The organism is Polynucleobacter sp. VK25 (assembly GCF_018687355.1).
In the GTDB taxonomy this organism is placed as follows: Bacteria; Pseudomonadota; Gammaproteobacteria; order Burkholderiales; family Burkholderiaceae; genus Polynucleobacter.
Map to the genome: position 1 here is coordinate 181,347 of NZ_CP061288.1, position 21,703 is coordinate 203,049.

Sequence of the window (21,703 nt, forward strand, 5' to 3'; positions counted from 1 at the left end):
AAATATTTGATATGCAATATCTTACAGGGATGAATTGATGTCTAAGACTTCTGAGCTCACGTTTGCACCAGAGCAGGATCAGCCAGTACGCTACATGGAGCGCACTCGAAGCTATTACCTAGGCTTAGGCTATGAGAATCCTTATGTATGGGCACACTACATTGATGTCCCATTTAGCCGATTGAAGAAGCCTCTGGCTCAGTCTGTGTTGGGATTGGTCACTACTGCTGTTCCCTATGATCCTGACAAGGGGCTTCAAGGCCAGGGCGCTCCATACAATGCTGCAGCCAAGTTTTATCAGCCTTATCGACTATCTATCGATAGCAGCATTGATTTACGAATTGCGCATGTGGGAATCGATCGCAAGAACGCCAATATGGAAGACACTTCTTGTTGGTTTCCATTGGGTGCTGCTAAACGAGGGGTTGCAGCGGGAAGAGTGGGTGCGCTTTCAGACCATTTTTATGGACTTCCTACCAATCGAAGTCAGCGACACACCTTAGAGGTAGATGCCCCTCGTATTTTAGAAATGCTCCAGGCGGATGGTGTAGATGTGGCCGTATTAATTCCGAATTGTCCGATTTGCCATCAGAGTCAAAGTTTGCTTGCGCGTTATTTGGAATCAGCGGGAATTGCAACTGTGCTGATGGGCGCGGCTAAAGATATTGTTGAGTATTGCGGTGTGCCACGATTTTTATTTAGCGATTTTCCTTTAGGAAATGCAGCTGCAAAACCAAATGACATTGCTTCACAGGATCTTAATTTTGAGTTGGCTTTGCAGATCCTAGAGTCTGCTCCTACTGCTCGCACAACGGTTCAGTCACCGCTAATTTGGTCAACCGATCCAGCATGGAAATTGGATTACTCAAATCTTGAGAGCTTATCTGCGCAAGAAATCACACGCTTGCGTGAAGAGGCGGAACAAGCTCGGATTACTGCGCGTGAGCTTAGGGTTAACAACCTAGGATCTTAGGTCTGTCTCGTCAGAGAGTAAGCGCACAGTGCTTCCAGCGCTTTACTGGCCTCATTTGCGGGGAAGTCTTTCAGGCAGGCTAATGCTAAGTCAGCCTCACGTTTGGCTGCCGCTTGTGTGTAATCGAGCGCGCCAGAGTTTTGTACTGCAGCCAGAATTTGTACAAAGACATCCTCTGGTAAATCTTGGTTTTGCTCAATTGCCGCGCGTACTAAAAGACGCTCTTCACTGCTGCCGTTTTCTAATAAGTAGATCAGTGGCAGGGTAGGCTTTCCTTCGCGCAAATCATCACCAGCGTTTTTCCCCATCTGCGCTGCATTGGCGGTGTAATCCAGCAAGTCATCCATCAGTTGAAAAGCAGTACCAATGTGACGCCCAAATGCAGCGGCTTGTTCGCGTTGCGCATTTGTGGCATTAGCCAGAATGGCACCGAGTTCTGTTGAGGCTTCAAAGAGCTTGGCAGTTTTATAACGAATCACCTGAAGATAGCTAGCCTCATCTACTTCTGGGTCATTCATATTCAGAAGTTGCAATACTTCGCCTTCAGCAATCGTATTGGTTGCATCTGACAAAATTTGCATCACCCGAAGATCATTCGGCCCTACCATCATCTGGAAGGCTCGGGAATACAAAAAGTCACCCACTAGTACGCTGGCAGCATTGCCAAAGGCAGCATTAGCAGTTTCGCGCCCCCTTCTGAGGGTGGATTCATCAACGACGTCATCGTGCAAGAGGGTAGCGGTGTGGATGAATTCAACTACAGCAGACATTTCCAAGGTGTGGAGGGTTTCCTGGCCATTGGCTAAGGCTTTAGCCACCAGCATCAATAAAGCGGGCCGGACCCGTTTTCCGCCGGCTTGGATGATATAGGTCGAAATTTGGTCAATTAAGGCCACTTTTGAGGCCAAGCGCTGGCGAATGACCTCGTCTAAGGCCTTGAAATCTAAGGCAATTGGGGCCAGGATTTGGCTTAAGTCATTGATTTTGACAGTGCTGGGCATGCAAGATATAATAATGGGCTTAGCTGGTCCAGGGTGGATTAGCTTAAATGTAGATATTAATTGAGGTTTCAAACCATGTACGCGGTCATAAAAACCGGTGGCAAACAGTATAAAGTTGCTGCAGGCGAAAAATTGAAAATAGAACAGATACCAGCGGAAATCGGCAGCGAAATCACTCTTGACCAAGTCCTCGCCGTTGGCGAAGGCGCTTCACTGAAATTAGGTGATCCATTGGTTAATGGTGCAGCTGTGATGGCCACTGTCGTCTCCCAGGGACGTCACGATAAAGTGACAATCTTTAAGATGCGCCGTCGCAAGCATTATCAAAAGCACCAAGGCCATCGTCAGAATTTCACTGAAATTTTGATCAACACGATTAAAGCCTAATTCAGGGTAGGAGAAAGATATGGCACAGAAAAAAGGCGGCGGCTCAACACGAAATGGCCGCGACTCAGAATCGAAACGCTTAGGCGTTAAGGTATTTGGCGGCGAGCACATTAATGCTGGCAGCATCATCATTCGTCAACGTGGCACACGCGTTCATCCAGGTGCTAACGTTGGTATTGGTAAGGATCACACTTTGTTTGCCTTAATTGACGGACAAGTGGAATTCGGCGTTAAGGGTGCTTTGAAGAAGGCCCAAGTTTCAGTCTTGCCTCGTTCATAAGGCGCCTGACTGAGACACGTTTGATTCAGATTTATTCCGAATTTAACTCTTAGGAACAGGCCTCGCTAAGCGAGGCCTTTTTTATTCATGAAATTTATAGACGAAGCACGTATCGAAGTAATTGCCGGGCAAGGTGGTGCCGGAAGTGCCTCCATGCGCCGCGAAAAGTTCATTGAATTTGGCGGTCCAGATGGTGGTGACGGCGGCAAAGGTGGAAGCGTTTGGGCGATAGCCGATCGCAACATCAACACCTTAATTGATTATCGTTACGCAAAGACACACACTGCAAAAAATGGTGAGCCCGGTCGTGGCGCCGATTGCTATGGTCGCGCTGGCGATGATATCGAGTTGCGTATGCCAGTTGGTACGATCATTGCTGACTATGAAACTGGCGAGCCAATTGCTGACTTAACTACACATGGCGAACGACTTTGTTTAGCCCAAGGTGGTGTTGGTGGTTGGGGCAATATTCACTTTAAGAGCAGCACGAATAGAGCGCCACGTCAAAAGACGAATGGCAAAGAAGGCGAGCGTCGCAAGCTGAAACTGGAGTTGAAGGTTTTGGCAGACGTAGGCTTGTTGGGTATGCCAAATGCCGGTAAATCTACTTTGATTACTGCTGTGTCGAATGCTCGTCCGAAGATTGCGGATTATCCATTTACTACCTTGCATCCAAATTTGGGTGTAGTGCGCGTGGGTGCTGAACGCAGCTTTGTCATTGCTGATATTCCTGGATTGATTGAAGGTGCAGCAGAAGGTGCTGGTCTAGGTCATCGATTCTTAAGGCACCTTCAGCGTACTGGCGTACTTTTACATCTGGTGGATGTTGCGCCATTTGATGAGAATATTGATCCAGTGGCTGATGCAGTCGCGATTGTGAACGAGTTGCGTAAGTATGATGAAGCTTTAGTTGAGAAACCACGTTGGTTGGTGCTCAATAAAGTCGATATGATTCCTGAGGAAGATCGCAAGAAAGTTGTGGCTGACTTTGTGAAAAAGTTTAAGTGGAAAGGTCCCGTTTTTGAGATCTCTGCTTTGACGGGTTTAGGTTGCGATAAGCTTTGCTATTCCTTGCAAGATTATTTAGATTCTGTACGTAGAGACCGTGATGATGCCGATGAGCGTGCTCAAGATCCACGTTATCAAGATCAATCAGAAGATAAAAAACCAGATTAAATATTTGACTTACTTTTTGCTATGAACGCTAAAAAAACTCAACGAATTGTTGTCAAAGTAGGCTCAAGCCTGGTCACCAATAATGGTGAGGGCTTGGATCATGCTGCGATTGCGATGTGGGCTGAGCAAATGGCAGGCCTATTGAAGGCTGGTCACGAAGTGTTGATGGTGAGTTCGGGTGCGATTGCTGAGGGTATGCAGCGTTTGGGCTGGGCAAAACGCCCACAAGAAATTCATCAATTGCAAGCTGCTGCTGCAGTGGGTCAAATGGGTCTAGTGCAGGTTTATGAAAGTTGTTTTGCACGCTTTAATTTGCGTAGTGCACAGATCTTGCTAACAAATGCAGACTTAGCGGATGCGGGGCGCAATGCCAATGCAAGAGCTACTTTGGATACTTTGTTGAAGTTGGGTGTAGTCCCTATCATCAATGAGAATGACACCGTAGTCACTGATGAAATTAAGTTTGGCGACAACGATAGTCTTGCTGCTTTGGTGACGAATTTAATTCATGCTGATTTATTGGTTATTTTGACTGATCAGGGCGGGCTCTTTACTGCCGATCCACGTCAAAACCCTAATGCCACGTTGCTCTCCGAGGCGGTTGCTGGCGATCCAGTGCTAGAAAAAATGGCTGGTGGGGCGGCTAGTGAGCTCAGTAAAGGCGGCATGCTGACGAAAGTATTGGCAGCCAAAATTGCTGTAAAAACTGGCGCAGTCACAGTTATTGCCTCTGGGCGCGAACCCAATGTTCTTACCCGTCTTATGGCAGGTGAGCAGATTGGCACTCGCTTAAGCGCCAAGTAAGAACCCTTCAATTCTGTTTTACTGAACCCCGTACGAATTGGTTGGCTTTGTGCTGCCAGTAAAGTCTTTTGCATTGAGCGATTGCAGAATATTCTTAATATTCTTTTCTTGGGAGTCGAAGTTACAAAACGCGCCTTGGGCCAAAGCTGCTTGATATCGATTGGGCACATTGCTTTGAATCGCACGCCAGCTAGATAGAGGATTTTCTCGCCAAGTATTGTTCTCTAGGGTGCCGTAAAGGCGCCACTGAAATGAGTCGCAGCGTACCCCTTCATATTGGCTTTGTACATTACCGTTTGGACTTGTCAGTACAACAATGTAGCGTGTGACACCATCTGCACCAATCAGGATGGAATCTGTATCAACCGCAAATTTGAAAATAGTGTGTTGAGATACATAAAAAGGCACAAGGGTTTTTGGGTTGGGCGGATTTAAGGGCATAGTAGTCGTACCCTCCTTAAATACCATTGGTGCGAATGGGTCTAGACCACTTTGCAGAGGGTCTCCAGCGCAGCCAATAACAAAGCTCACAATGGTGATGCAGCTTATATAGAGGCTATATTTTCGCAAAGCATTATTCATGTTCTTTATCCGATTTTTCAGATGATTTGTTTTGATCTTCATGGTCAGCATAAAAAGACTGGATCATATCTAGCGGTGTTCCCCAGGCCAGTTGTTGCATGCGCATACCTCGGGAAAGATAGCGAGCCAATTCGGACAAAGCCAATTGATACACTTCCCGTTTGAAGCCAATAACAGCATCTAATTGAATCCAAAAGGGCACCCAACGCCAAGCATCAAACTCGGGGTGCTCGGAGGCGCGAAGTTGAATATCGCTATCTAAGCCTACTAGGCGCAATAAAAACCAAATCTGTTTTTGTCCTCGATAGGCTGCTCGATGGACGCGTGTGGAGTTTTGACGGCGTAGGTATTCCTCAGGGACGTCATAACGAAGCCAATCCCTGGTGCGTCCAATAATTTGGACATGCTCCGGCAGTAAGCCAACCTCCTCTTGCAATTCGCGGTACATCGCCTGTTCAGGGCTTTCACCATGCTGAATCCCACCCTGTGGGAACTGCCACGAATGCTGCCCAACGCGTTTTCCCCAGAAAACCTCGTTACGGCTGTTGAGGAGGACAATGCCGACATTCGGGCGATACCCTTCACGGTCAAGCATGATCGTGCCTCAAATCCTTTAAAATCAACGATTTGATTATATCCATACATGAAAGCCTCACAATCATTTCTCGCCACACTAAAAGAAGCCCCCTCCGACGCTGAGGTGGTTTCGCACAAACTCATGGTGCGTGCAGGTTTAATTCGTAAGCTCAGCGCAGGCATATACAACTATTTGCCGTTGGGTTTGAAGGTCATTCGCAAAGTGGAAAACATCATTCGCGAAGAAATGAATCGTGCTGGCGCAATTGAATTGCTCATGCCAATGATTCAGCCTGCTGAATTATGGCAAGAGACTGGCCGTTGGGAAAAGATGGGGCCTGAGTTGCTGCGTATCAAAGATCGTCATGATCGTGATTTCTTGATTCAGCCAACCTCCGAAGAAGTCATTACTGATTTAGCGCGCAATGAGATTAAGAGTTACAAGCAATTGCCTGTGAACTTCTATCAAATTCAAACCAAGTTCCGCGACGAGCGTCGCCCTCGTTTTGGCATCATGCGTGGTCGTGAGTTCAGCATGAAAGATGCTTACTCATTTGATCGTGATGTTGAAGGTCTCAAGAAGTCTTATCAGGTGATGTTTGATGCGTACACTCGGATCTTTAAACGTATGGGTTTAGAGTTCCGTGCAGTGACTGCTGACAATGGCGCCATTGGCGGCTCTGGTAGCCAAGAGTTCCACGTGATTGCCGATACTGGTGAAGATGCCATTGTCTATTGCCCGAGCTCTGATTACGCTGCGAACTTAGAGGCAGCAGAGTCATTGGCTTTAATTGCTAGTCGTGCTGCAGCGTCTGCGGCAATGACGAAAGTACCAACGCCCGATAAAACCAACTGCGCTGATGTAGCGAAGTTCTTAAGTATTCCACTTGAGAGCACTGTGAAGTCACTGCTGTTTGCTGCTGATCAAGAAAAAGGACCAGCAAAACTCTTTATGTTGTTGGTGCGCGGCGATCACGAACTCAATGAAGTCAAGGCTAGCAAGATCCCTGGAATGGCAGAGTCACGTTTTGCTACTGAAGCAGAAATTAAACAAGCTTGTAATGCACCAGCTGGTTATTTGGGTCCTGTTGGTGTGAGTGCTGATGTAACTGTTGTTGCTGATCGCACCGTTGCCAATATGGCAGATTTTGTTTGTGGCGCTAATGATGCTGGTCAGCATTTAACGGGTGTGAACTGGGGTCGTGATTTACCTGAGCCATTGGTATTGGATATTCGTAATGCCGTAATTGGTGATCCTTCACCCGACGGCAAGGGTGTTGTAGACATCTGCCGTGGTATTGAAGTTGGACATGTATTTCAATTGGGCACACGTTATTCAGAGGCCATGGGCTGCACTTACTTGGATCAACAAGGTAAAGCACAGCCGATGGTGATGGGTTGCTACGGCATTGGCGTTACTCGCTTGCTTGGTGCTGCGATTGAGCAGGGTCATGACGACAAGGGCATTATTTGGCCAATCTCGATGGCGCCATTTGAAGTGGTCATTTGTCCGATGGGTTACGAGAAATCGGAAGCTGTTAAAGCGGCATGCGATCAATTGCATGATGACTTATTGGCTGCTGGCATTGACGTGATTTTGGATGACCGTAATGAACGCCCAGGTGCGATGTTTGCAGACTGGGAGTTGATTGGAGCGCCATTCCGCGTCGTCATTGGCGACCGTGGTTTGGCAGATTCTCAAGTGGAATTTAAAGGTCGTACTGATGCTGAGTCTCAGAACATCCCACTAAATGACATCAAAGCTAAGGTGATTGCTGCGGTACAAACCGCTAAACAGTCTATCGTTTAAGCAAGCCCTCGCTTCAGTTATCTCTTCAGTTTTTTTAGATTTAATTATTTTTTAAAGAGCCCGCCAATTCCCTTGGCGGCTCCTTTTGCAGCCATGCTAGCCATGGTGCGCGCCATTTTCCCGCCCTTGAATTGCTTCATCATGGTTTGCATTTGCTCGAATTGAGCAAGCAGGCGGTTTACTTCTTGCACCTCAACTCCAGAACCAGCGGCGATGCGTCGTTTACGGCTGGCCTTCAGTAATTCAGGCTTTCTGCGCTCTTGAGGTGTCATGCTGTCAATAATGCCGCGCATACGCGTAGTTTGTTTATCGGCATGACTAAGGTTTGCTTTGGAGGCTGCTTGAGCAACTTGACTTGGTAACTTGTCCATCAAGCTTGCCATGCCACCCATTTTTTGCATCTGCATGAGTTGATCTCGAAAATCTTCTAGATCAAATCCACCTTTAGAAATCTTACTGGCTAATTTTTCTGCTTTAGCAACGTCAACGTGTTGTTGAGCTTGTTCGACCAAGGCCAAAATATCGCCCATGCCCAAGATGCGGTTAGCCATACGCTCTGCATCAAACGCTTCAAGGCCATCCATCTTCTCGGCGACACCGATAAATTTGAGAGGTACACCAGTCACTTGGCGGACAGAGAGGGCTGCGCCACCACGGGAGTCACCATCTAACTTCGTGAGAATCACACCAGTCAATGGCAGGGCTTCGTGGAAGGCTTTAGCAGTATTGACGGCATCTTGTCCAAGCATGGCGTCAACTACGAATAAGGTTTCGATGGGATTGAGGCTGGCATGTAAGGTTTTGATTTCTTGCATGAGCGCTTCATCGATGCCTAAACGACCTGCAGTATCTACCAAGACGACATCAAAGTAGTGGCGGCGTGCCCAGTCAAGAGCAGCAAGTGCAATGTCATTTGGCTTTTGACTAATATCGCTTGGGAAAAATTCTGCACCAACCTGCTTGGTAACAGTCTCTAATTGCTCGATTGCTGCTGGACGATAGACGTCACAAGAAACCGTGAGAACTTTCTTCTTCTTTTTTTCTTGTAGCCATTTAGCCAGTTTGCCAACAGAAGTTGTTTTACCGGCACCCTGTAAACCGGCCATCAATATGACTGCGGGCGGTTGAGTGGCTAAATTGAGTTCGCCACTTTGATTGGTGTCGCCCATCATTACTTGGGCTAGCTCGCGCTGAACTACACCAACAAGAGCTTGACCTGGGCTTAAGCTACCAACCACTTCCTCGCCAAGGGCTTTGAATTTAATTTGTTCAAGCAAGGACTTGACTACTGGCAGGGCTACGTCAGCCTCCAATAGGGCTAAACGGATTTCCCGCAGCATTTCTGCGGTATTGGCTTCGGTTAGGCGGGCTTGGCCCCGCATTGTTTTAACAACGCGAGATAGACGGTCGGTGAGGTTTTCTAGCATTTATCGATTAGACTTTCCAGATGGATATTTTAGGTTACTCAAGTTACGGATGGCTGCCTTCAGCACTTTATTTAGTGCTTTTGCTGGTTTTGAGCTTCAAAGCCAAGAGTGGCATGGAGTCTCGGCTCTCCAGCGCCCTTGTACAGGCTGCTATTTTTATGATTTTGGTGATTCATGGGGTGCAACTGCATGACTCCGTATTCACTCCCCAGGGTTTTGTATTTGGTTTTGCGCAAGATTTGTCTTTGATTGCCTGGGTTGGCTTGGCTTTTTATTGGTTTCAGTCTTGGTTTTTGCCCATCTCTAGCTTGCGTTGGATGGCGTTAATGTTTGCGCTCATTTGCGCATTTTTACCCGCCGTTTTTCCAGGAACCTTGCTTTCGCCTAAGGCTGTATCTGATCCCTGGTTTAAGGGCCACTTTGTAGTGGCAACGGTTGCGGTGGGCTTACTGAGTCTGGCGGCTATGCATGCCATGCTCATGAGTGTGCAAGATCGGGCTTTGCATCGTCAGTTAGCCATTGTTCCCAATGGTCGCTTAGCTCATTGGTTAGAGGATCTGCCTCCGCTAATGACGATGGAAAGTCTTTTATTCAATTTGTTATACGTTGGTTTTGCGCTGTTGAGTTTGACTGTGTTCTCAGGACTGCTCTTCTCGCAGACTTTGTTTGGCAGACCTCTCGTGTTTGATCACAAAACTATTTTCGCTTTAGTCTCGTGGTTTTTGTTTGCAGGTTTATTGATAGCGCGCTGGCGAGTAGGCTTGCGTGGCAGAGCTGCCATTCGCTGGGTATTAAGTGCTTACACTGCTCTGTTACTTGCTTATGTTGGTAGTCGCTTTGTAGTTGAAGTTATTTTGCAGAGGACTTAATCCTTGTTTAAGTGGCTTTTATTGTTTGCTGGCGCTGGCCTTTTGTATCTTTGGATTAAGGGTAAAAAGCAGGCGGAACTGAGTGCAGGAAATGCCTCCAAACCCAATAAAAATAAGCCCGAGAGGGCGCCTACTGCGCCTGAGGTAATGGTGCAATGCCAATACTGCAAAGTACATCTTCCTAGATCAGAATCCTTCACTTGCGACGAGCGTTTTTATTGCTCAACAGAACATCTTCAAGCATTGGATTCACAGGGTTGGCTTGGTGATGCGCAGTGGCGTATTTCTCCCAATCAAGACGTGAGACCGGAAAATGTTCAGCCTGATTTAGTAGTCATTCATCACATTAGCCTTCCGCCGGGTGCATTTAGAAATCAATCGTCTAGTCAGCACATTGTTGATTTTTTCCAAAATAAGCTGGATCCAAATAGACATCCTTATTTTGCGGAGATTGCTGGTCAGAAAGTATCCAGCCATTTTTTAATTACGCGCTCAGGTGAGTTAATCCAGTTTGTATCGACTCAGAACAAAGCCTGGCATGCCGGTAAGTCGAATTTTCTGGGTCGAGAAAGGTGTAATGACTTTTCGATTGGTATAGAGCTTGAGGGAGATGGCGATACACCATTCGAAGCTGCGCAGTATTTAGTATTGGCAAAGCTGATTAAAAAATTGATGAGCACATACCCACTTTTGCAATTCGCTGGGCATAGCGACATTGCACCCGATCGTAAAACTGATCCTGGAATTTCTTTTGATTGGAAAAAGTTCCAAAAAGAGACAGCCATTTCGACTGAAAAATTACCTTTTGGTCTAAGCTCTCGATAGTATTGATTTTGTATGTGAGCGTACGCTTACTTTTTTAGCCTTTGTCTAAAAGGGCTAAAAATTCCGCACCAAAATGACCCCAAAATAAGTAGAAAACTTAGTAAAAATACTAATAAATATTTGTCATAAATGGCTTACCAATTATCAAATATTTCCCTATACTTAGTGCCTAACGCGCTTTAAGACACTAGATGTAGTGTCTGAGTCCAGCAATACCCCATTGTTTTTTAACGATATTTTGTCCAAATAACTATATATAGACGCAGGAGCAACATGACATACGCTAATCCACAGACAGCAGATCAATCCGCTGGAGCGAATAACCCAGGAATGAGTCCTGCGGGGGCAATGAATCAGACCCCTTCTGCCGGCTTTGTAGCCGGTGGTGTTGGTGGCACTCAGGCAACACAATTGTCTGATTACAAAATCATTCGCCGTAATGGTTCAGTTGTGGCATTTGAGCCATCCAAAATTGCGATTGCTGTAACAAAAGCATTTTTAGCAGTGAATGGCGGTCAAGGTGCAGCATCTGCACGTGTCCGCGAACAAGTAGAGCAGTTGACCCATTCTGTTGTGCGCGCATTGCTGCGTAGCCGTCCGAATGGTGGAACTTTCCATATTGAAGATATTCAAGACCAAGTTGAATTGGCTTTGATGCGTAGCGGTGAGCATAACGTTGCCCGTGCTTACGTTCTCTATCGTGAAAAGCGTAATCAAGAACGTGCTGCTCAGCAAGAAGTGTCCCAAGAGGCGCAATCTGCAAATCAAGCTGGCGAGTCTGGCATCAAAGTAACCGATAACGGTGTTGAGAAGTGGCTTGATATGGCTGCTTTGCGTACCGTAATTGAGGCGGCTTGCGAAGGTTTGGGCACTCATATTGACGCTACACCAATCATTACTGAAACTATCAAGAACTTGTACGACGGCGTACCAATGGCGCAGGTATATGACTCCGCTATTTTGGCTTCCCGCACTTTGATTGAAAAAGATCCTGCATACAGCCAAGTAACAGCGCGTATCTTGATGCACGTGATTCGTAAAGAAATTTTTGGTAAGGAAGTATTGCAGGGCGATACGCAAGCTGAATACGGCACTTACTTCGCCAAATACATCAATGAAGGTATTTCTGCAGAGTTGTTGGATCCACGTATGCGTGAGTTTGACTTGCCACGTTTGGCTGCTGCTTTGAACGCCAGCCGTGACTTGCAGTTCAATTACCTTGGTTTACAGACTTTGTATGACCGCTATTTCTTGCATATTGAAGAGCGTCGTATTGAAATGCCACAGGCTTTCTTTATGCGCGTTGCAATGGGCTTGGCTTTAAATGAGATGGATCGCGAACGTCGCGCCATCGAATTCTATGAAATCCTTTCTACATTTGATTTCATGTCCAGCACCCCAACATTGTTCAACTCAGCAACTACTCGTCCTCAGCTTTCTAGCTGCTATTTGACAACAGTGGATGATGATTTGGATGGCATCTATGAAGCGTTGAAAGAAAACGCGTTGCTGTCTAAGTTTGCAGGTGGTTTGGGCAATGACTGGACTAATGTTCGTGCATTGGGTAGCCATATCAAAGGCACTAACGGTAAATCACAAGGTGTTGTGCCATTCTTGAAGGTGGTAAACGACACTGCCGTTGCTGTTAACCAAGGCGGTAAGCGTAAGGGTGCGGTTTGCGCCTACTTAGAAACATGGCACTTAGATATCGAAGAGTTCTTGGAGTTGCGTAAGAACACAGGTGATGACCGTCGTCGTACCCATGACATGAATACCTCCAACTGGATTCCTGACTTGTTCATGAAGCGTGTGATGGAAGGTGGCGATTGGACTTTGTTCTCACCATCTAATACCCCTGATTTGCATGATAAATTCGGTAGAGCGTTTGAAGAGGCGTATGTTGCCTATGAGCAAAAGGCTGATCGTGGTGAATTAAAGCCATTCCGTCGTATTCCAGCGCAGCAATTGTGGCGCAAGATGCTTGGTATGTTGTTTGAAACTGGCCACCCATGGATTACTTTCAAAGATCCTTGCAACATCCGTAGCCCACAACAGCATATTGGTGTAGTTCACTCATCTAACCTCTGTACTGAGATCACCCTCAATACAAATGAGACTGAGATTGCAGTTTGTAACTTAGGCTCTGTGAACTTAACTGCTCACATGACAACTGATGCCAATGGCAAGATGATTTTGGATCACGAGAAGCTCCAAAAAACCGTCCGCACTGCAATGCGCATGTTGGACAACGTGATTGATATCAACTACTACGCAGTGGCTAAAGCACGTAACTCGAACTTGAAGCACCGTCCAGTCGGCATGGGAATCATGGGCTTCCAGGATTGCTTGCATATGCAGCGTATTCCTTACGCTAGCGATGAGGCTGTGAAGTTTGCGGATTCTTCTATGGAAGCAGTTTGCTACTACGCTTATCAGGCATCTAATGAGCTAGCTGAAGAGCGTGGCGTTTACAGCACCTACAAAGGATCTTTATGGGATCGCGACATTCTCCCGCAGGATTCAGTAGCGATGTTGGCGGCCGAGCGCGGTGGTTACGTAGAAGTGGATAATTCTTCCACTATGGACTGGAGCGGTTTGCGTGCACGTATCAAGCAACACGGTATGCGTAATTCCAATTGCGTAGCAATTGCGCCAACCGCAACGATTTCAAACATCATTGGTGTTTCTGCTTGTATCGAGCCAACATTCCAGAACTTGTTCGTGAAATCCAACCTTTCTGGCGAATTCACAGTGGTAAACGAGTACTTGGTACGTGATTTGAAAGATCGCGGTCTCTGGGACGAAGTGATGATTGCTGACTTGAAGTACTTTGATGGCACTTTGTCTAAAATTGACCGTATTCCACAGGATTTGCGTGATTTGTATGCGACCGCCTTCGAAGTGGAGCCAAGCTGGTTGGTTGAAGCTGCTTCACGTCGTCAGAAGTGGATCGACCAAGCTCAGTCACTCAACATCTACATGGGTGGCGCTTCCGGTAAGAAATTGGACGATACCTACAAGTTGGCTTGGTTGCGCGGCTTGAAGACTACTTACTACCTCCGCACGATGGCTGCAACCCACGTTGAGAAATCAACAGTTGCTAGCGGTCAGTTGAACTCCGTTTCTAGCGGTGGCGGTGTAAATGGTACTGATGCAGCCGCCGCACAAGAAGCTGATGGCCCAGTTTGCACAATGCGCCCAGGCGACGCTGGTTTCGAAGAATGTGAAGCATGCCAATAAGCCATTTGCTTATTGGTCAGATATAAGAAAAGAAGAAATTAGGAGAAAGTTATGTTGAATTGGGAAGAGGAAGTTGCTCCAGCACTAGCGAAAGCTGGTCTTGCACCGCAGCCGGTTGCAGTGGAGCCACAACGCCCACAGGTAGATCAGGTTGCTCAAGTAGCCCCTCAAGTTGCTACTACTGCCCCAGCGCAAGCTGCTGCAGTTGGCGGCGCTGCCTTGCGTGTCAATGCCGCTGATAAGCGCGTGATTAATGCCAAGACTGACGTAAATCAGTTGGTTCCATTTAAATATAAGTGGGCTTGGGAGAAGTATTTAGCTGGTTGTGCAAACCACTGGATGCCGCAAGAGATCAATATGAACCGTGATATCGCGCTTTGGAAAGATCCAAATGGCCTGACAGAAGATGAGCGTCGCATCATCAAGCGCAATCTCGGTTTCTTTACCACTGCCGATTCTTTGGCAGCAAACAACATTGTTTTGGGTACTTATCGCCACATTACCGCCCCAGAATGCCGCCAATACCTATTGCGCCAGGCTTTTGAAGAGGCAATTCATACTCACGCGTACCAATATATTGTGGAGTCTTTGGGCTTAGATCAGTCCGAAATCTTCAATGCGTACAACGAGATTGAGTCAATTCGTGCCAAAGATGAGTTCTTGATTCCTTACATTGATGTACTTACCAACCCAAATTTCAAGACTGGCACATTAGAAGCTGACCAAACATTGCTCCGTTCGCTGATTGTTTTTGCTTGCGTAATGGAAGGTTTGTTCTTTTATGTTGGTTTTACGCAAATACTTGCAATGGGTCGTCAAAACAAAATGACGGGTGCTGCTGAGCAGTATCAATACATCCTTCGCGATGAGTCAATGCACTGCAATTTCGGCATCGATTTGATTAACCAAATCAAGCTGGAGAACCCGCAGTTATGGACTTCCGAGTTCAAAGACGAGATTAAATCTATCTTCGAAAAAGCAGTCGAATTAGAGTACCGTTATGCCGAAGATACGATGCCTCGCGGAGTGCTCGGACTGAACGCTCCGATGTTCAAAGGGTACCTAAGATACATCTGTAATCGCAGATGTTTGCAAATAGGACTTGACGCGATGTTCCCAAATGAAGAGAATCCATTTCCATGGATGTCAGAAATGATTGATCTGAAAAAAGAACGAAACTTTTTTGAGACACGCGTTATTGAGTATCAAACTGGCGGTGCGCTAAGTTGGGAGTAGTAAGCAGTAAGTAAGCGCATAGCCGGCTAAATTGGAGATTAGACGGTTGGATAGTTTAAGAAGTCAGCAAAAACAGACTCAAATCCGAAAACCCTTGCTCAAGGGTGCCTGGGCTATTCTCTCCATTTTTTCCAGCACATTTAAGAAGCCGTTGTCCTTTGGGACCACGGCTTTTTTTCCAGGATTCATTAGCGTGCAGCGCCTAGCATCAAGCCGCGCGCCGATGAATGGCTCGCTCGTCAGCTCCAAAAGGTTGCAAAACCAGGCGGAATTAGATGGTCGGGTCTTCTTAATGTAGTTTGTACTAATCCTCACGTGAAGGAGTATTAATATGGCAATCGCCAAGAAAAAACCTGCTGCAAAGAAACCAGCTGCTAAGAAAAAAGTAGCCGCTAAGAAGCCTGCTGCTAAAAAAGTAGCTAAGAAGCGTCCTGCTGCTAAAAAAGCTGCTGCTAAGAAGCCTGCTGCTAAAAAAGTAGCTAAGAAGCGTCCTGCTGCTAAAAAAGCTGCTGCTAAGAAGCCTGCTGCTAAAAAAGTAGCTAAGAAGCGTCCTGCTGCTAAAAAAGCTGCTCGTAAAGTAGCAAAAAAAAAGTAAGTAAGCCTGCTGCGAAGAAAGCGGGCTCTGCTGTAAAAAAGCCCGCGGCTAAGAAAGCTGCACCAGCGACTAGTGCGTTGAATCCTGCCGCTGCTTGGCCCTTCCCAACTGGCACACGTCCTTAATTGGACGGGTGTTACTAGAAGGGGTCTCTCACGAGACCCCTTTTTTATTGCCTAAAATTACCTAAAGTTTGATTGACTCAGATTTGAGTCGAGGTGCACATAAAGTGCTTAGAAGCTAAAGCCAAATGCCGTTTTAAATTGCTCAGTGATCTGATCTTTGCTGAGTTGGTGGTTTTGTGGGCCTTGGTGAGTAATCTTGATTGAACCCATCAAGCTAGCAAGTCGACCAGTGGTTTCCCAGTCCATGCCGCTTTCGAGGCCAAACAACAAGCCGCCGCGGAATGCATCGCCGCAACCGGTTGGATCAACCACTTTTGCGGCTGGTACTGGTGGAATGGCAATGCATTTACCATCAAAGTAGATATCAGCACCTTCAGCACCTTTGGTAACGATGAGTGCTTTGACTCGCTCAGCCACTTTTGCCAAGCTCAAGCCCGTTCTTTGAGAAAGCATTTCACCTTCATAGTCATTGACTGCTAAGTAAGTAGCAATATCGACTAGTTCAAGCAGTTCTGGGCCATTAAACATCGGCAAGCCTTGGCCTGGATCAAAAATAAAGGGAATGTTGGCTTCAGCTAGCTGATGGCAGTGCTCCCACATTCCTTGACGGCCATCAGGGGCAACGATTCCTAATTTAGCTGGCCCCTTAGCATTCTTGCTGCGCTCCGCGATAACTGCAGAAACTTGGTTGAGGTGAGATTCGCCCATTGCACCTGGATGAAATGCGGTAATTTGGTTATTGGCTTGATCGGTTGTGATCATGGCCTGTGCTGTAAATGCTTTATCGATTTGACGAATATGGCTTGCATCAATCTTCAATTGCTCAAGGCGGCTCATATATGGCGCAGCATCGCCACCAACCGTGGCCATAATGATCGGGTCGCCACCTAAAAGATTCAGGTTATAGGCAATATTGCCGGCACATCCACCGAATTCACGACGCATGGTTGGTACTAAGAACGCTACGTTCAGGATGTGAATCTGCTCAGGCAGGATTTGATCGGCAAATTTGCCTTCAAAGTTCATGATGGTGTCGTAGGCGATAGAGCCACAGATCAAGCTAGCCATAAATTACTTTCTTTCAAAAAATAAGGGGGTAAATGTGGTCGTAATAAATCAATTTAGGGGTAAAGCACTCTTACGCGATAGCCTGCGGCATTCAGTGGCAGGGCAATAGGAAGATCAAGCTGCAGCATTTCGCCAGAAGCGATTCCTTTTTTTAAAAAATCAGGATGAGCCTCTTGCCAATTTTTGGGTAACCACTCCTGTGGACTGAATTGCAGTGATTTGATTTCAGATTCCTCTGCATCAGTCAAAGAAATTTCTAAATTTGGTGGCAAAACTGCAATAGCTAGACGATTTTGTATCTCAACTTGCAATACAGATTGATTTGCAGCGTTTTTAAGCCCCTCTCGCGCGTTTTCTGTCGATAGTGCGGCTGAAGTTATTTTCCAAGCAGCAAAATCGCTTACAGCGCGATCTAGACATCCTAGTGCACGACAAAGTTTTGCATCAATGCGTTGTAAAACATGAAATGCATTCACCGAAATTGCATTGGATGTTCCATCAACACGCGGCGCTAATGTGGGAAGTAATGAATTCCTCGAAAGATGCTCACCAAAAACAAGTAAGAGCAACATTAAGACTGCGTATAGAGCTAACTTAAGACTTTTTTTTTGAGCAGGTGCAGCAAAAGTGTTGTCAGTGCCACTTTGATTGCTCTTATTTAGGGTGCCGTGTAGGCAAACCCAACCTTCACTCTCTTGCCAAACAGAAAGCTTTAGCCATTGGCTATAAGTCTCCATCACCTCTTCTGCTTGGCGGGCAAGTACACCGGACAACACAATGCGTCCGCCTACTTTCATCTTATTGACCAACGCAGGAGCGAGAACTTGGAGCGGATTAGCCAGGATATTGGCCATCACGATGTCATATTTAGTTTCTGCTGCAAGCTCTGCAGCGCCCTCATTCGGAAGAACAAAGCGAATGGTGGTGTTGTTGATTTCTGCATTACTGCGCGCCGCAACCATGGCTTGCGGGTCAATATCAGTGCCGATTACTGGATTGCAGCCCAGTTTTGCTGCGGCGATTGCCAAAATTCCTGATCCGCAACCGTAATCGAGCAGACTTTGATTCTGTAAATGATTTTGTTGTTCAAGCCAAAGCAGGCATAAATGCGTGGTGGGGTGACTTCCAGTCCCAAATGCTAGGCCAGGATCAACGGCAAGACAAATTGCATTTGGATCACTCGGTGCATCGTGCCAAGAAGGAACGACCCAAATACGCTCACCAATCTGAATGGGCGCAAATTGACTTTGGGTTAAACGAACCCAATCTTGCTCTTCAACGGTTTTTTCTTGAGGTGGACTTAGATGAAAGCCTGCCTCTTTGAGGGATGCCAGCAGTTCTGGAATAAATGTTGCGCTACCAGATGCATCAATTCCAGGATTAAAGAGCGCAGTTACTGCTGATCGGTCCCATGCTTGTACTTCTGGGTGAAGCCCAGGCTCGCCATAGAGTGGGTTTTCATCGTAGCCGCCTGCAGCGTCATCTTCAACAGTGACGGATAAGGCGCCTAACTCCAAAAGCGCATCACCTAAAGGCTCAGCAGTTTCGGCGGCTACCGTGAATATCAGTTCACGATAAGACATGAGGCGCTCCCATCACTTAGGCTTTACCGCGACTTGCAGCTTGCTCTTCTAAGCGATGCTCTAAGTAGTGAATGCTGGTGCCGCCCTCAATAAAGTTCGGATCCAGCATCAACTCACGATGAAGTGGGACATTGGTTGTGATCCCGTCAATCACCATCTCAGAGAGTGCAATTTGCATGCGACGAATGGCTTGCTCACGGGTATTGCCGTAAGAAATCAACTTGCCAATCATGGAGTCATAGTTTGATGGAACTACATAGCCACTATAGGCATGGGAATCAACGCGAATACCAGGACCGCCTGGCATGTGGAAAGAACCAATTTTTCCTGGGCTTGGAGTGAACTTGAACGGGTCTTCAGCATTTAACCGGCACTCAATTGCGTGTCCACGGAAAACAATGTCTTTCTGGCGATAACTTAACTTCAGGCCAGCGGCAATACGAATTTGCTCTTGAACAATGTCTACTCCAGTAATCATTTCGGTAACTGGATGCTCAACCTGCACGCGGGTATTCATCTCGATAAAGAAGAATTCGCCATCTTCGTAGAGGAATTCAAAGGTGCCTGCACCACGATAACCAATTTTGCGACAAGCTTCTGCGCAGCGCTCGCCAATTTTGGCGATGAGGCGACGATCAATGCCAGGTGCCGGAGCTTCTTCAATTACTTTTTGGTGACGACGCTGCATTGAGCAATCGCGCTCACCCAACCAAATGGCATTACCGTGGGTATCAGCCAAAATCTGAATCTCAACGTGACGAGGTTTTTCTAAAAACTTCTCCATATAGACTTCTGGATTGCCAAAGGCTCGGCCAGCTTCTTCACGCGTCATATTGACCGCATTAATGAGGGCTGCCTCAGTATGGACAACGCGCATACCGCGACCACCGCCTCCACCAGCCGCCTTAATGATGACTGGGTACCCAACTTTTTTCGCGGTAGTAATAATTTCTTTTGGATTATCAGGAAGTGCACCTTCTGATCCTGGTACGCAAGGCACACCAGCTTTAATCATGGCGCGTTTTGCGGAAACCTTATCACCCATTAAGCGAATCGATGCTGCAGTGGGGCCGATAAATGCGAAACCAGATTTCTCAACACGCTCTGCAAAGTCGGCGTTCTCAGAAAGAAAGCCATAACCAGGGTGGATTGCCTCTGCGTCAGTCACTTCCGCCGCAGAAATAATTGCTGGCATATTGAGGTAGCTGAGTGGAGATGGGGCTGGTCCGATGCAGACTGCCTCATCAGCTAGCTTTACATATTTCGCTTCTTTGTCTGCAGTGGAGTACACCACGACAGTTTTAATTCCCAACTCGCGGCATGCGCGTTGGATACGGAGAGCAATTTCTCCCCGATTGGCAATCAGAATCTTATCGAACATGTCGGCTCTGAGTTAAGTAACGGTGAATTGGAGTAAATCTAAAAGCAATGAATTAGGCGATGATGAAGAGCGGCTGATCAAATTCAACGCCTTGACCGTTTTCACACAAAATTTCTTTGATCACGCCAGCATGTTCAGATTCGATTTCGTTAAGTAACTTCATCGCCTCAATGATGCAAAGGGTTTGACCTACTTTTACGGTATCACCAATATTGACGAAATTTGGAGACTCTGGATTTGGGGCGCGATAAAAAGTGCCAACCATTGGAGACTTTGCAATAAAGCCAGTTTCAACAGCGGGTGCTTCAATAGCAGCTGCGGCTGGGGCAATAGCGTTGGCTGCGGGCGCTACTTGCATCGCTTGTACTGGCGCTGGATTTGCGTAGACCACCTGACCTGCTGGAGCAGCAGATCCTGCATTAACGATGCGAACGCGATCTTCACCTTCGTTTACTTCTAACTCCGAAATGCCTGATTCAGAGACTAAATCGATCAAGGTTTTGAGTTTTCTCAGATCCATACGAGTGCTTCCTCTCTTGTAATTCTTTAAGTAGTTTTATTTCTGTAAACGTGCAATGGCTGCTTGCAGCGCTAATTCATAGCCAATAGCGCCAAGACCACAAATCACCCCAGTCGCAATATCGGAGAGGTAAGAATGTTTGCGGAACTCTTCACGCTGATGAATATTGGATAAATGAACTTCGGTAAACGGGATAGCTACTCCCGCTAGGGCGTCGCGCAAGGCAACGCTGGTATGGGTGAAAGCGCCTGGATTGATGATGATGAAATCAACCCCATCTTGTTTGGCTTTTTGAATGCGGTCAATTAACTCGCCTTCATGATTGCTTTGGTAAGTGCCCAGATCAACTGATTTTGCTTTTGCCAGCTCACCGAGCTTTTGATGGATGTCTTCTAGGGTTGTTTTGCCGTAAACCTCAGGTTCACGGGTGCCTAATAGGTTTAGGTTTGGGCCCTGAATTACGAGAATTGAAGCTTTTTTCGACATAGATCCCTGTTTTTAGAGGCAGTTAAGCGTAGATTACTAAACAACTTCATGCTCTATTGCTTGTTAGAGAAAGTATACCTTTTTAAAGCTGGGAAAAGCTTAAAAAATGCTTCAAAAGCAGGTTTTTCACGAACTTTTCAGTGTAGATGTTGAAAAATACGGTACTTACTGCTTAATATTTAGGCGAATACTAAGGTTGGGGTAGGAGTTAAATCTGATTAAAAATACTTATAAAGCAGATTTAATGGCACTTCTAACGTCATCTTCGCTTATCTTTCCTAATTTGCTATAGCTTGCCTTACCCTTGGCATTAATAATGATGGTGTAAGGAAGGGCACCTTGGGAGTTTCCCAGCTGCTTAGAAAGATTGCTGCCCTCAAGACCGCCAATGACGATGGGATAGCCAACAGGGGTCTTTGAGAGAAATTCACGAATGTTAGATGGGGAATCGATGCCAATACCGACAAATAAGACATTTTGCTGCAAAAACTCTTGTTGAAGCTTGTCTAAAGTGGGCATTTCTTCAACGCAAGGGGGGCACCAAGATGCCCAAAAGTTCACCACCAGGACTTTTCCCTGCCATTTTTGGGTATCGACGGTTTTCCCGTCTGGCGTTTGCCAAGAGTTAGCAAAAAATGCTTTTACAGCCGGGTCACTGGCTAAGCCAGTTTTATAAATCCATTGCGAAGTGAATACCCCAGCAAGCAGTGCCAAAAGACTCATTGCGACGATGATGATCCATTGTCTGCGGTTCATTGC

At 46.6% G+C, this 21,703-nt stretch carries 19 protein-coding genes and 3 pseudogenes; 11 read left to right on the forward strand and 11 right to left on the reverse strand.

Translation table 11 applies throughout. The features are described 5' to 3' along the window. The first annotated feature begins 37 nt into the window (after window positions 1-37). A complete protein-coding gene (locus AOC21_RS01000; protein WP_215391967.1) occupies window positions 38-973 on the forward strand; it encodes a reductase in 936 nt (311 codons plus the stop codon). Here AOC21_RS01000 and AOC21_RS01005 read toward each other — a convergent pair. Then, entirely contained in the window at window positions 970-1,974 is a 1,005-nt protein-coding gene (locus AOC21_RS01005) for a polyprenyl synthetase family protein (RefSeq protein WP_215391968.1), read from the reverse strand. The genes AOC21_RS01000 and AOC21_RS01005 overlap by 4 nt on opposite strands. 75 nt (window positions 1,975-2,049) lie before the next feature. Between AOC21_RS01005 and rplU the strand changes: the two genes are divergently transcribed. The 4 genes and pseudogenes from rplU to proB form a co-directional block, all read left to right on the forward strand. After that, window positions 2,050-2,361, forward strand: coding sequence for a 50S ribosomal protein L21 (gene rplU, locus AOC21_RS01010; protein ID WP_011902040.1), 312 nt, complete (start codon window positions 2,050-2,052; stop codon window positions 2,359-2,361). Window positions 2,362-2,380: 19 nt separating this feature from the next. Further along, on the forward strand, window positions 2,381-2,641 hold the full coding sequence (rpmA, locus tag AOC21_RS01015) for a 50S ribosomal protein L27 (RefSeq protein WP_011902041.1): 261 nt from the start codon (window positions 2,381-2,383) through the stop codon (window positions 2,639-2,641). Window positions 2,642-2,728: 87 nt separating this feature from the next. Beyond that, complete coding sequence (gene obgE, locus AOC21_RS01020) at window positions 2,729-3,817, forward strand: GTPase ObgE (protein ID WP_215391969.1); 1,089 nt, start codon at window positions 2,729-2,731, stop codon at window positions 3,815-3,817. Window positions 3,818-3,838: 21 nt separating this feature from the next. After that, window positions 3,839-4,618: pseudogene (proB, locus tag AOC21_RS01025) on the forward strand (glutamate 5-kinase); the annotation flags it as partial. A 21-nt stretch (window positions 4,619-4,639) separates the two neighbouring features. On the opposite strand, the gene AOC21_RS01030 reads toward proB, so the two are convergent. Together AOC21_RS01030 and AOC21_RS01035 are read right to left on the reverse strand one after the other, a co-directional pair. Beyond that, window positions 4,640-5,203 carry a CNP1-like family protein gene (locus AOC21_RS01030; RefSeq protein ID WP_215391971.1) on the reverse strand — a complete coding sequence of 188 codons (564 nt, stop codon included), beginning with the start codon at window positions 5,201-5,203 and terminating at the stop codon, window positions 4,640-4,642. Then, window positions 5,196-5,798 (reverse strand): RNA pyrophosphohydrolase, encoded by a 603-nt coding sequence (locus AOC21_RS01035; RefSeq protein WP_215391972.1) that lies wholly within the window; start codon window positions 5,796-5,798, stop codon window positions 5,196-5,198. Before AOC21_RS01035 ends, AOC21_RS01030 begins: the two co-directional genes overlap by 8 nt. Before the next feature lie 48 nt (window positions 5,799-5,846). Here AOC21_RS01035 and AOC21_RS01040 point away from each other — a divergent pair, with 48 nt between their 5' ends. Continuing rightward, on the forward strand, window positions 5,847-7,589 hold the full coding sequence (locus AOC21_RS01040; protein ID WP_215391973.1) for a proline--tRNA ligase: 1,743 nt from the start codon (window positions 5,847-5,849) through the stop codon (window positions 7,587-7,589). A 44-nt stretch (window positions 7,590-7,633) separates the two neighbouring features. On the opposite strand, the gene ffh is transcribed toward AOC21_RS01040, so the two are convergent. Beyond that, on the reverse strand, window positions 7,634-9,016 hold the full coding sequence (gene ffh / locus AOC21_RS01045) for a signal recognition particle protein (protein ID WP_215391974.1): 1,383 nt from the start codon (window positions 9,014-9,016) through the stop codon (window positions 7,634-7,636). Between the two features lie 20 nt (window positions 9,017-9,036). Here ffh and AOC21_RS01050 point away from each other — a divergent pair, with 20 nt between their 5' ends. The 5 genes and pseudogenes from AOC21_RS01050 to AOC21_RS01070 all read left to right on the forward strand — a co-directional run. Next, window positions 9,037-9,885 (forward strand): inner membrane protein YpjD, encoded by an 849-nt coding sequence (locus AOC21_RS01050; protein ID WP_215391975.1) that lies wholly within the window; start codon window positions 9,037-9,039, stop codon window positions 9,883-9,885. Window positions 9,886-9,888: 3 nt separating this feature from the next. After that, a complete protein-coding gene (ampD, locus tag AOC21_RS01055) occupies window positions 9,889-10,710 on the forward strand; it encodes a 1,6-anhydro-N-acetylmuramyl-L-alanine amidase AmpD (RefSeq protein ID WP_371817792.1) in 822 nt (273 codons plus the stop codon). 273 nt (window positions 10,711-10,983) lie between these two features. Next, the gene (locus AOC21_RS01060; protein WP_215391976.1) at window positions 10,984-13,950 is read left to right on the forward strand and encodes a ribonucleoside-diphosphate reductase subunit alpha; all 2,967 of its coding nucleotides are present in this window, start codon (window positions 10,984-10,986) and stop codon (window positions 13,948-13,950) included. 51 nt (window positions 13,951-14,001) lie between these two features. Beyond that, complete coding sequence (locus AOC21_RS01065; RefSeq protein WP_215391977.1) at window positions 14,002-15,186, forward strand: ribonucleotide-diphosphate reductase subunit beta; 1,185 nt, start codon at window positions 14,002-14,004, stop codon at window positions 15,184-15,186. A 337-nt stretch (window positions 15,187-15,523) separates the two neighbouring features. Beyond that, a pseudogene (locus tag AOC21_RS01070) lies at window positions 15,524-15,906 on the forward strand (histone); the annotation flags it as partial. A 108-nt stretch (window positions 15,907-16,014) separates the two neighbouring features. On the opposite strand, the gene AOC21_RS01075 reads toward AOC21_RS01070, so the two are convergent. From AOC21_RS01075 to AOC21_RS01100, 7 genes and pseudogenes are all read right to left on the reverse strand, one after another. Further along, complete coding sequence (locus AOC21_RS01075; protein ID WP_215391978.1) at window positions 16,015-16,974, reverse strand: carbohydrate kinase family protein; 960 nt, start codon at window positions 16,972-16,974, stop codon at window positions 16,015-16,017. A 53-nt stretch (window positions 16,975-17,027) separates the two neighbouring features. Next, the gene (locus AOC21_RS10100) at window positions 17,028-17,546 is read right to left on the reverse strand and encodes a DUF3426 domain-containing protein (protein ID WP_251371589.1); all 519 of its coding nucleotides are present in this window, start codon (window positions 17,544-17,546) and stop codon (window positions 17,028-17,030) included. A gap of 75 nt (window positions 17,547-17,621) precedes the next feature. Then, window positions 17,622-18,557, reverse strand: a pseudogene (gene prmA / locus AOC21_RS10105) (50S ribosomal protein L11 methyltransferase); the annotation flags it as partial. Between the two features lie 16 nt (window positions 18,558-18,573). Next, window positions 18,574-19,938: an acetyl-CoA carboxylase biotin carboxylase subunit gene (accC, locus tag AOC21_RS01085; protein WP_215391980.1), complete on the reverse strand. Its 1,365-nt coding sequence runs from the start codon at window positions 19,936-19,938 to the stop codon at window positions 18,574-18,576. A gap of 52 nt (window positions 19,939-19,990) precedes the next feature. Next, on the reverse strand, window positions 19,991-20,458 hold the full coding sequence (gene accB, locus AOC21_RS01090) for an acetyl-CoA carboxylase biotin carboxyl carrier protein (RefSeq protein ID WP_215391981.1): 468 nt from the start codon (window positions 20,456-20,458) through the stop codon (window positions 19,991-19,993). Between the two features lie 36 nt (window positions 20,459-20,494). Next, on the reverse strand, window positions 20,495-20,944 hold the full coding sequence (aroQ, locus tag AOC21_RS01095; protein ID WP_215391982.1) for a type II 3-dehydroquinate dehydratase: 450 nt from the start codon (window positions 20,942-20,944) through the stop codon (window positions 20,495-20,497). A 228-nt stretch (window positions 20,945-21,172) separates the two neighbouring features. Then, window positions 21,173-21,700: a TlpA disulfide reductase family protein gene (locus tag AOC21_RS01100; RefSeq protein ID WP_215391984.1), complete on the reverse strand. Its 528-nt coding sequence runs from the start codon at window positions 21,698-21,700 to the stop codon at window positions 21,173-21,175. Between the last annotated feature and the right edge of the window lie 3 nt (window positions 21,701-21,703).

What these genes read in the sequence shown, in the direction of transcription:
- AOC21_RS01065 (WP_215391977.1), top strand. Translation starts at nt 14,002, where the DNA reads ATGTTGAATTGGGAAGAGGAAGTTGCTCCAGCACTAGCGAAAGCTGGT.
- accB (WP_215391981.1), bottom strand. Translation starts at nt 20,458, where the DNA reads ATGGATCTGAGAAAACTCAAAACCTTGATCGATTTAGTCTCTGAATCA.
- AOC21_RS01000 (WP_215391967.1), top strand. Translation starts at nt 38, where the DNA reads ATGTCTAAGACTTCTGAGCTCACGTTTGCACCAGAGCAGGATCAGCCA.
- obgE (WP_215391969.1), top strand. Translation starts at nt 2,729, where the DNA reads ATGAAATTTATAGACGAAGCACGTATCGAAGTAATTGCCGGGCAAGGT.
- ffh (WP_215391974.1), bottom strand. Translation starts at nt 9,016, where the DNA reads ATGCTAGAAAACCTCACCGACCGTCTATCTCGCGTTGTTAAAACAATG.
- AOC21_RS01005 (WP_215391968.1), bottom strand. Translation starts at nt 1,974, where the DNA reads ATGCCCAGCACTGTCAAAATCAATGACTTAAGCCAAATCCTGGCCCCA.
- AOC21_RS10100 (WP_251371589.1), bottom strand. Translation starts at nt 17,546, where the DNA reads ATGTTGCTCTTACTTGTTTTTGGTGAGCATCTTTCGAGGAATTCATTA.
- AOC21_RS01100 (WP_215391984.1), bottom strand. Translation starts at nt 21,700, where the DNA reads ATGAACCGCAGACAATGGATCATCATCGTCGCAATGAGTCTTTTGGCA.
- AOC21_RS01030 (WP_215391971.1), bottom strand. Translation starts at nt 5,203, where the DNA reads ATGAATAATGCTTTGCGAAAATATAGCCTCTATATAAGCTGCATCACC.
- AOC21_RS01075 (WP_215391978.1), bottom strand. Translation starts at nt 16,974, where the DNA reads ATGGCTAGCTTGATCTGTGGCTCTATCGCCTACGACACCATCATGAAC.
- accC (WP_215391980.1), bottom strand. Translation starts at nt 19,938, where the DNA reads ATGTTCGATAAGATTCTGATTGCCAATCGGGGAGAAATTGCTCTCCGT.
- AOC21_RS01050 (WP_215391975.1), top strand. Translation starts at nt 9,037, where the DNA reads ATGGATATTTTAGGTTACTCAAGTTACGGATGGCTGCCTTCAGCACTT.
- rpmA (WP_011902041.1), top strand. Translation starts at nt 2,381, where the DNA reads ATGGCACAGAAAAAAGGCGGCGGCTCAACACGAAATGGCCGCGACTCA.
- aroQ (WP_215391982.1), bottom strand. Translation starts at nt 20,944, where the DNA reads ATGTCGAAAAAAGCTTCAATTCTCGTAATTCAGGGCCCAAACCTAAAC.
- AOC21_RS01035 (WP_215391972.1), bottom strand. Translation starts at nt 5,798, where the DNA reads ATGCTTGACCGTGAAGGGTATCGCCCGAATGTCGGCATTGTCCTCCTC.
- AOC21_RS01040 (WP_215391973.1), top strand. Translation starts at nt 5,847, where the DNA reads ATGAAAGCCTCACAATCATTTCTCGCCACACTAAAAGAAGCCCCCTCC.
- AOC21_RS01060 (WP_215391976.1), top strand. Translation starts at nt 10,984, where the DNA reads ATGACATACGCTAATCCACAGACAGCAGATCAATCCGCTGGAGCGAAT.
- rplU (WP_011902040.1), top strand. Translation starts at nt 2,050, where the DNA reads ATGTACGCGGTCATAAAAACCGGTGGCAAACAGTATAAAGTTGCTGCA.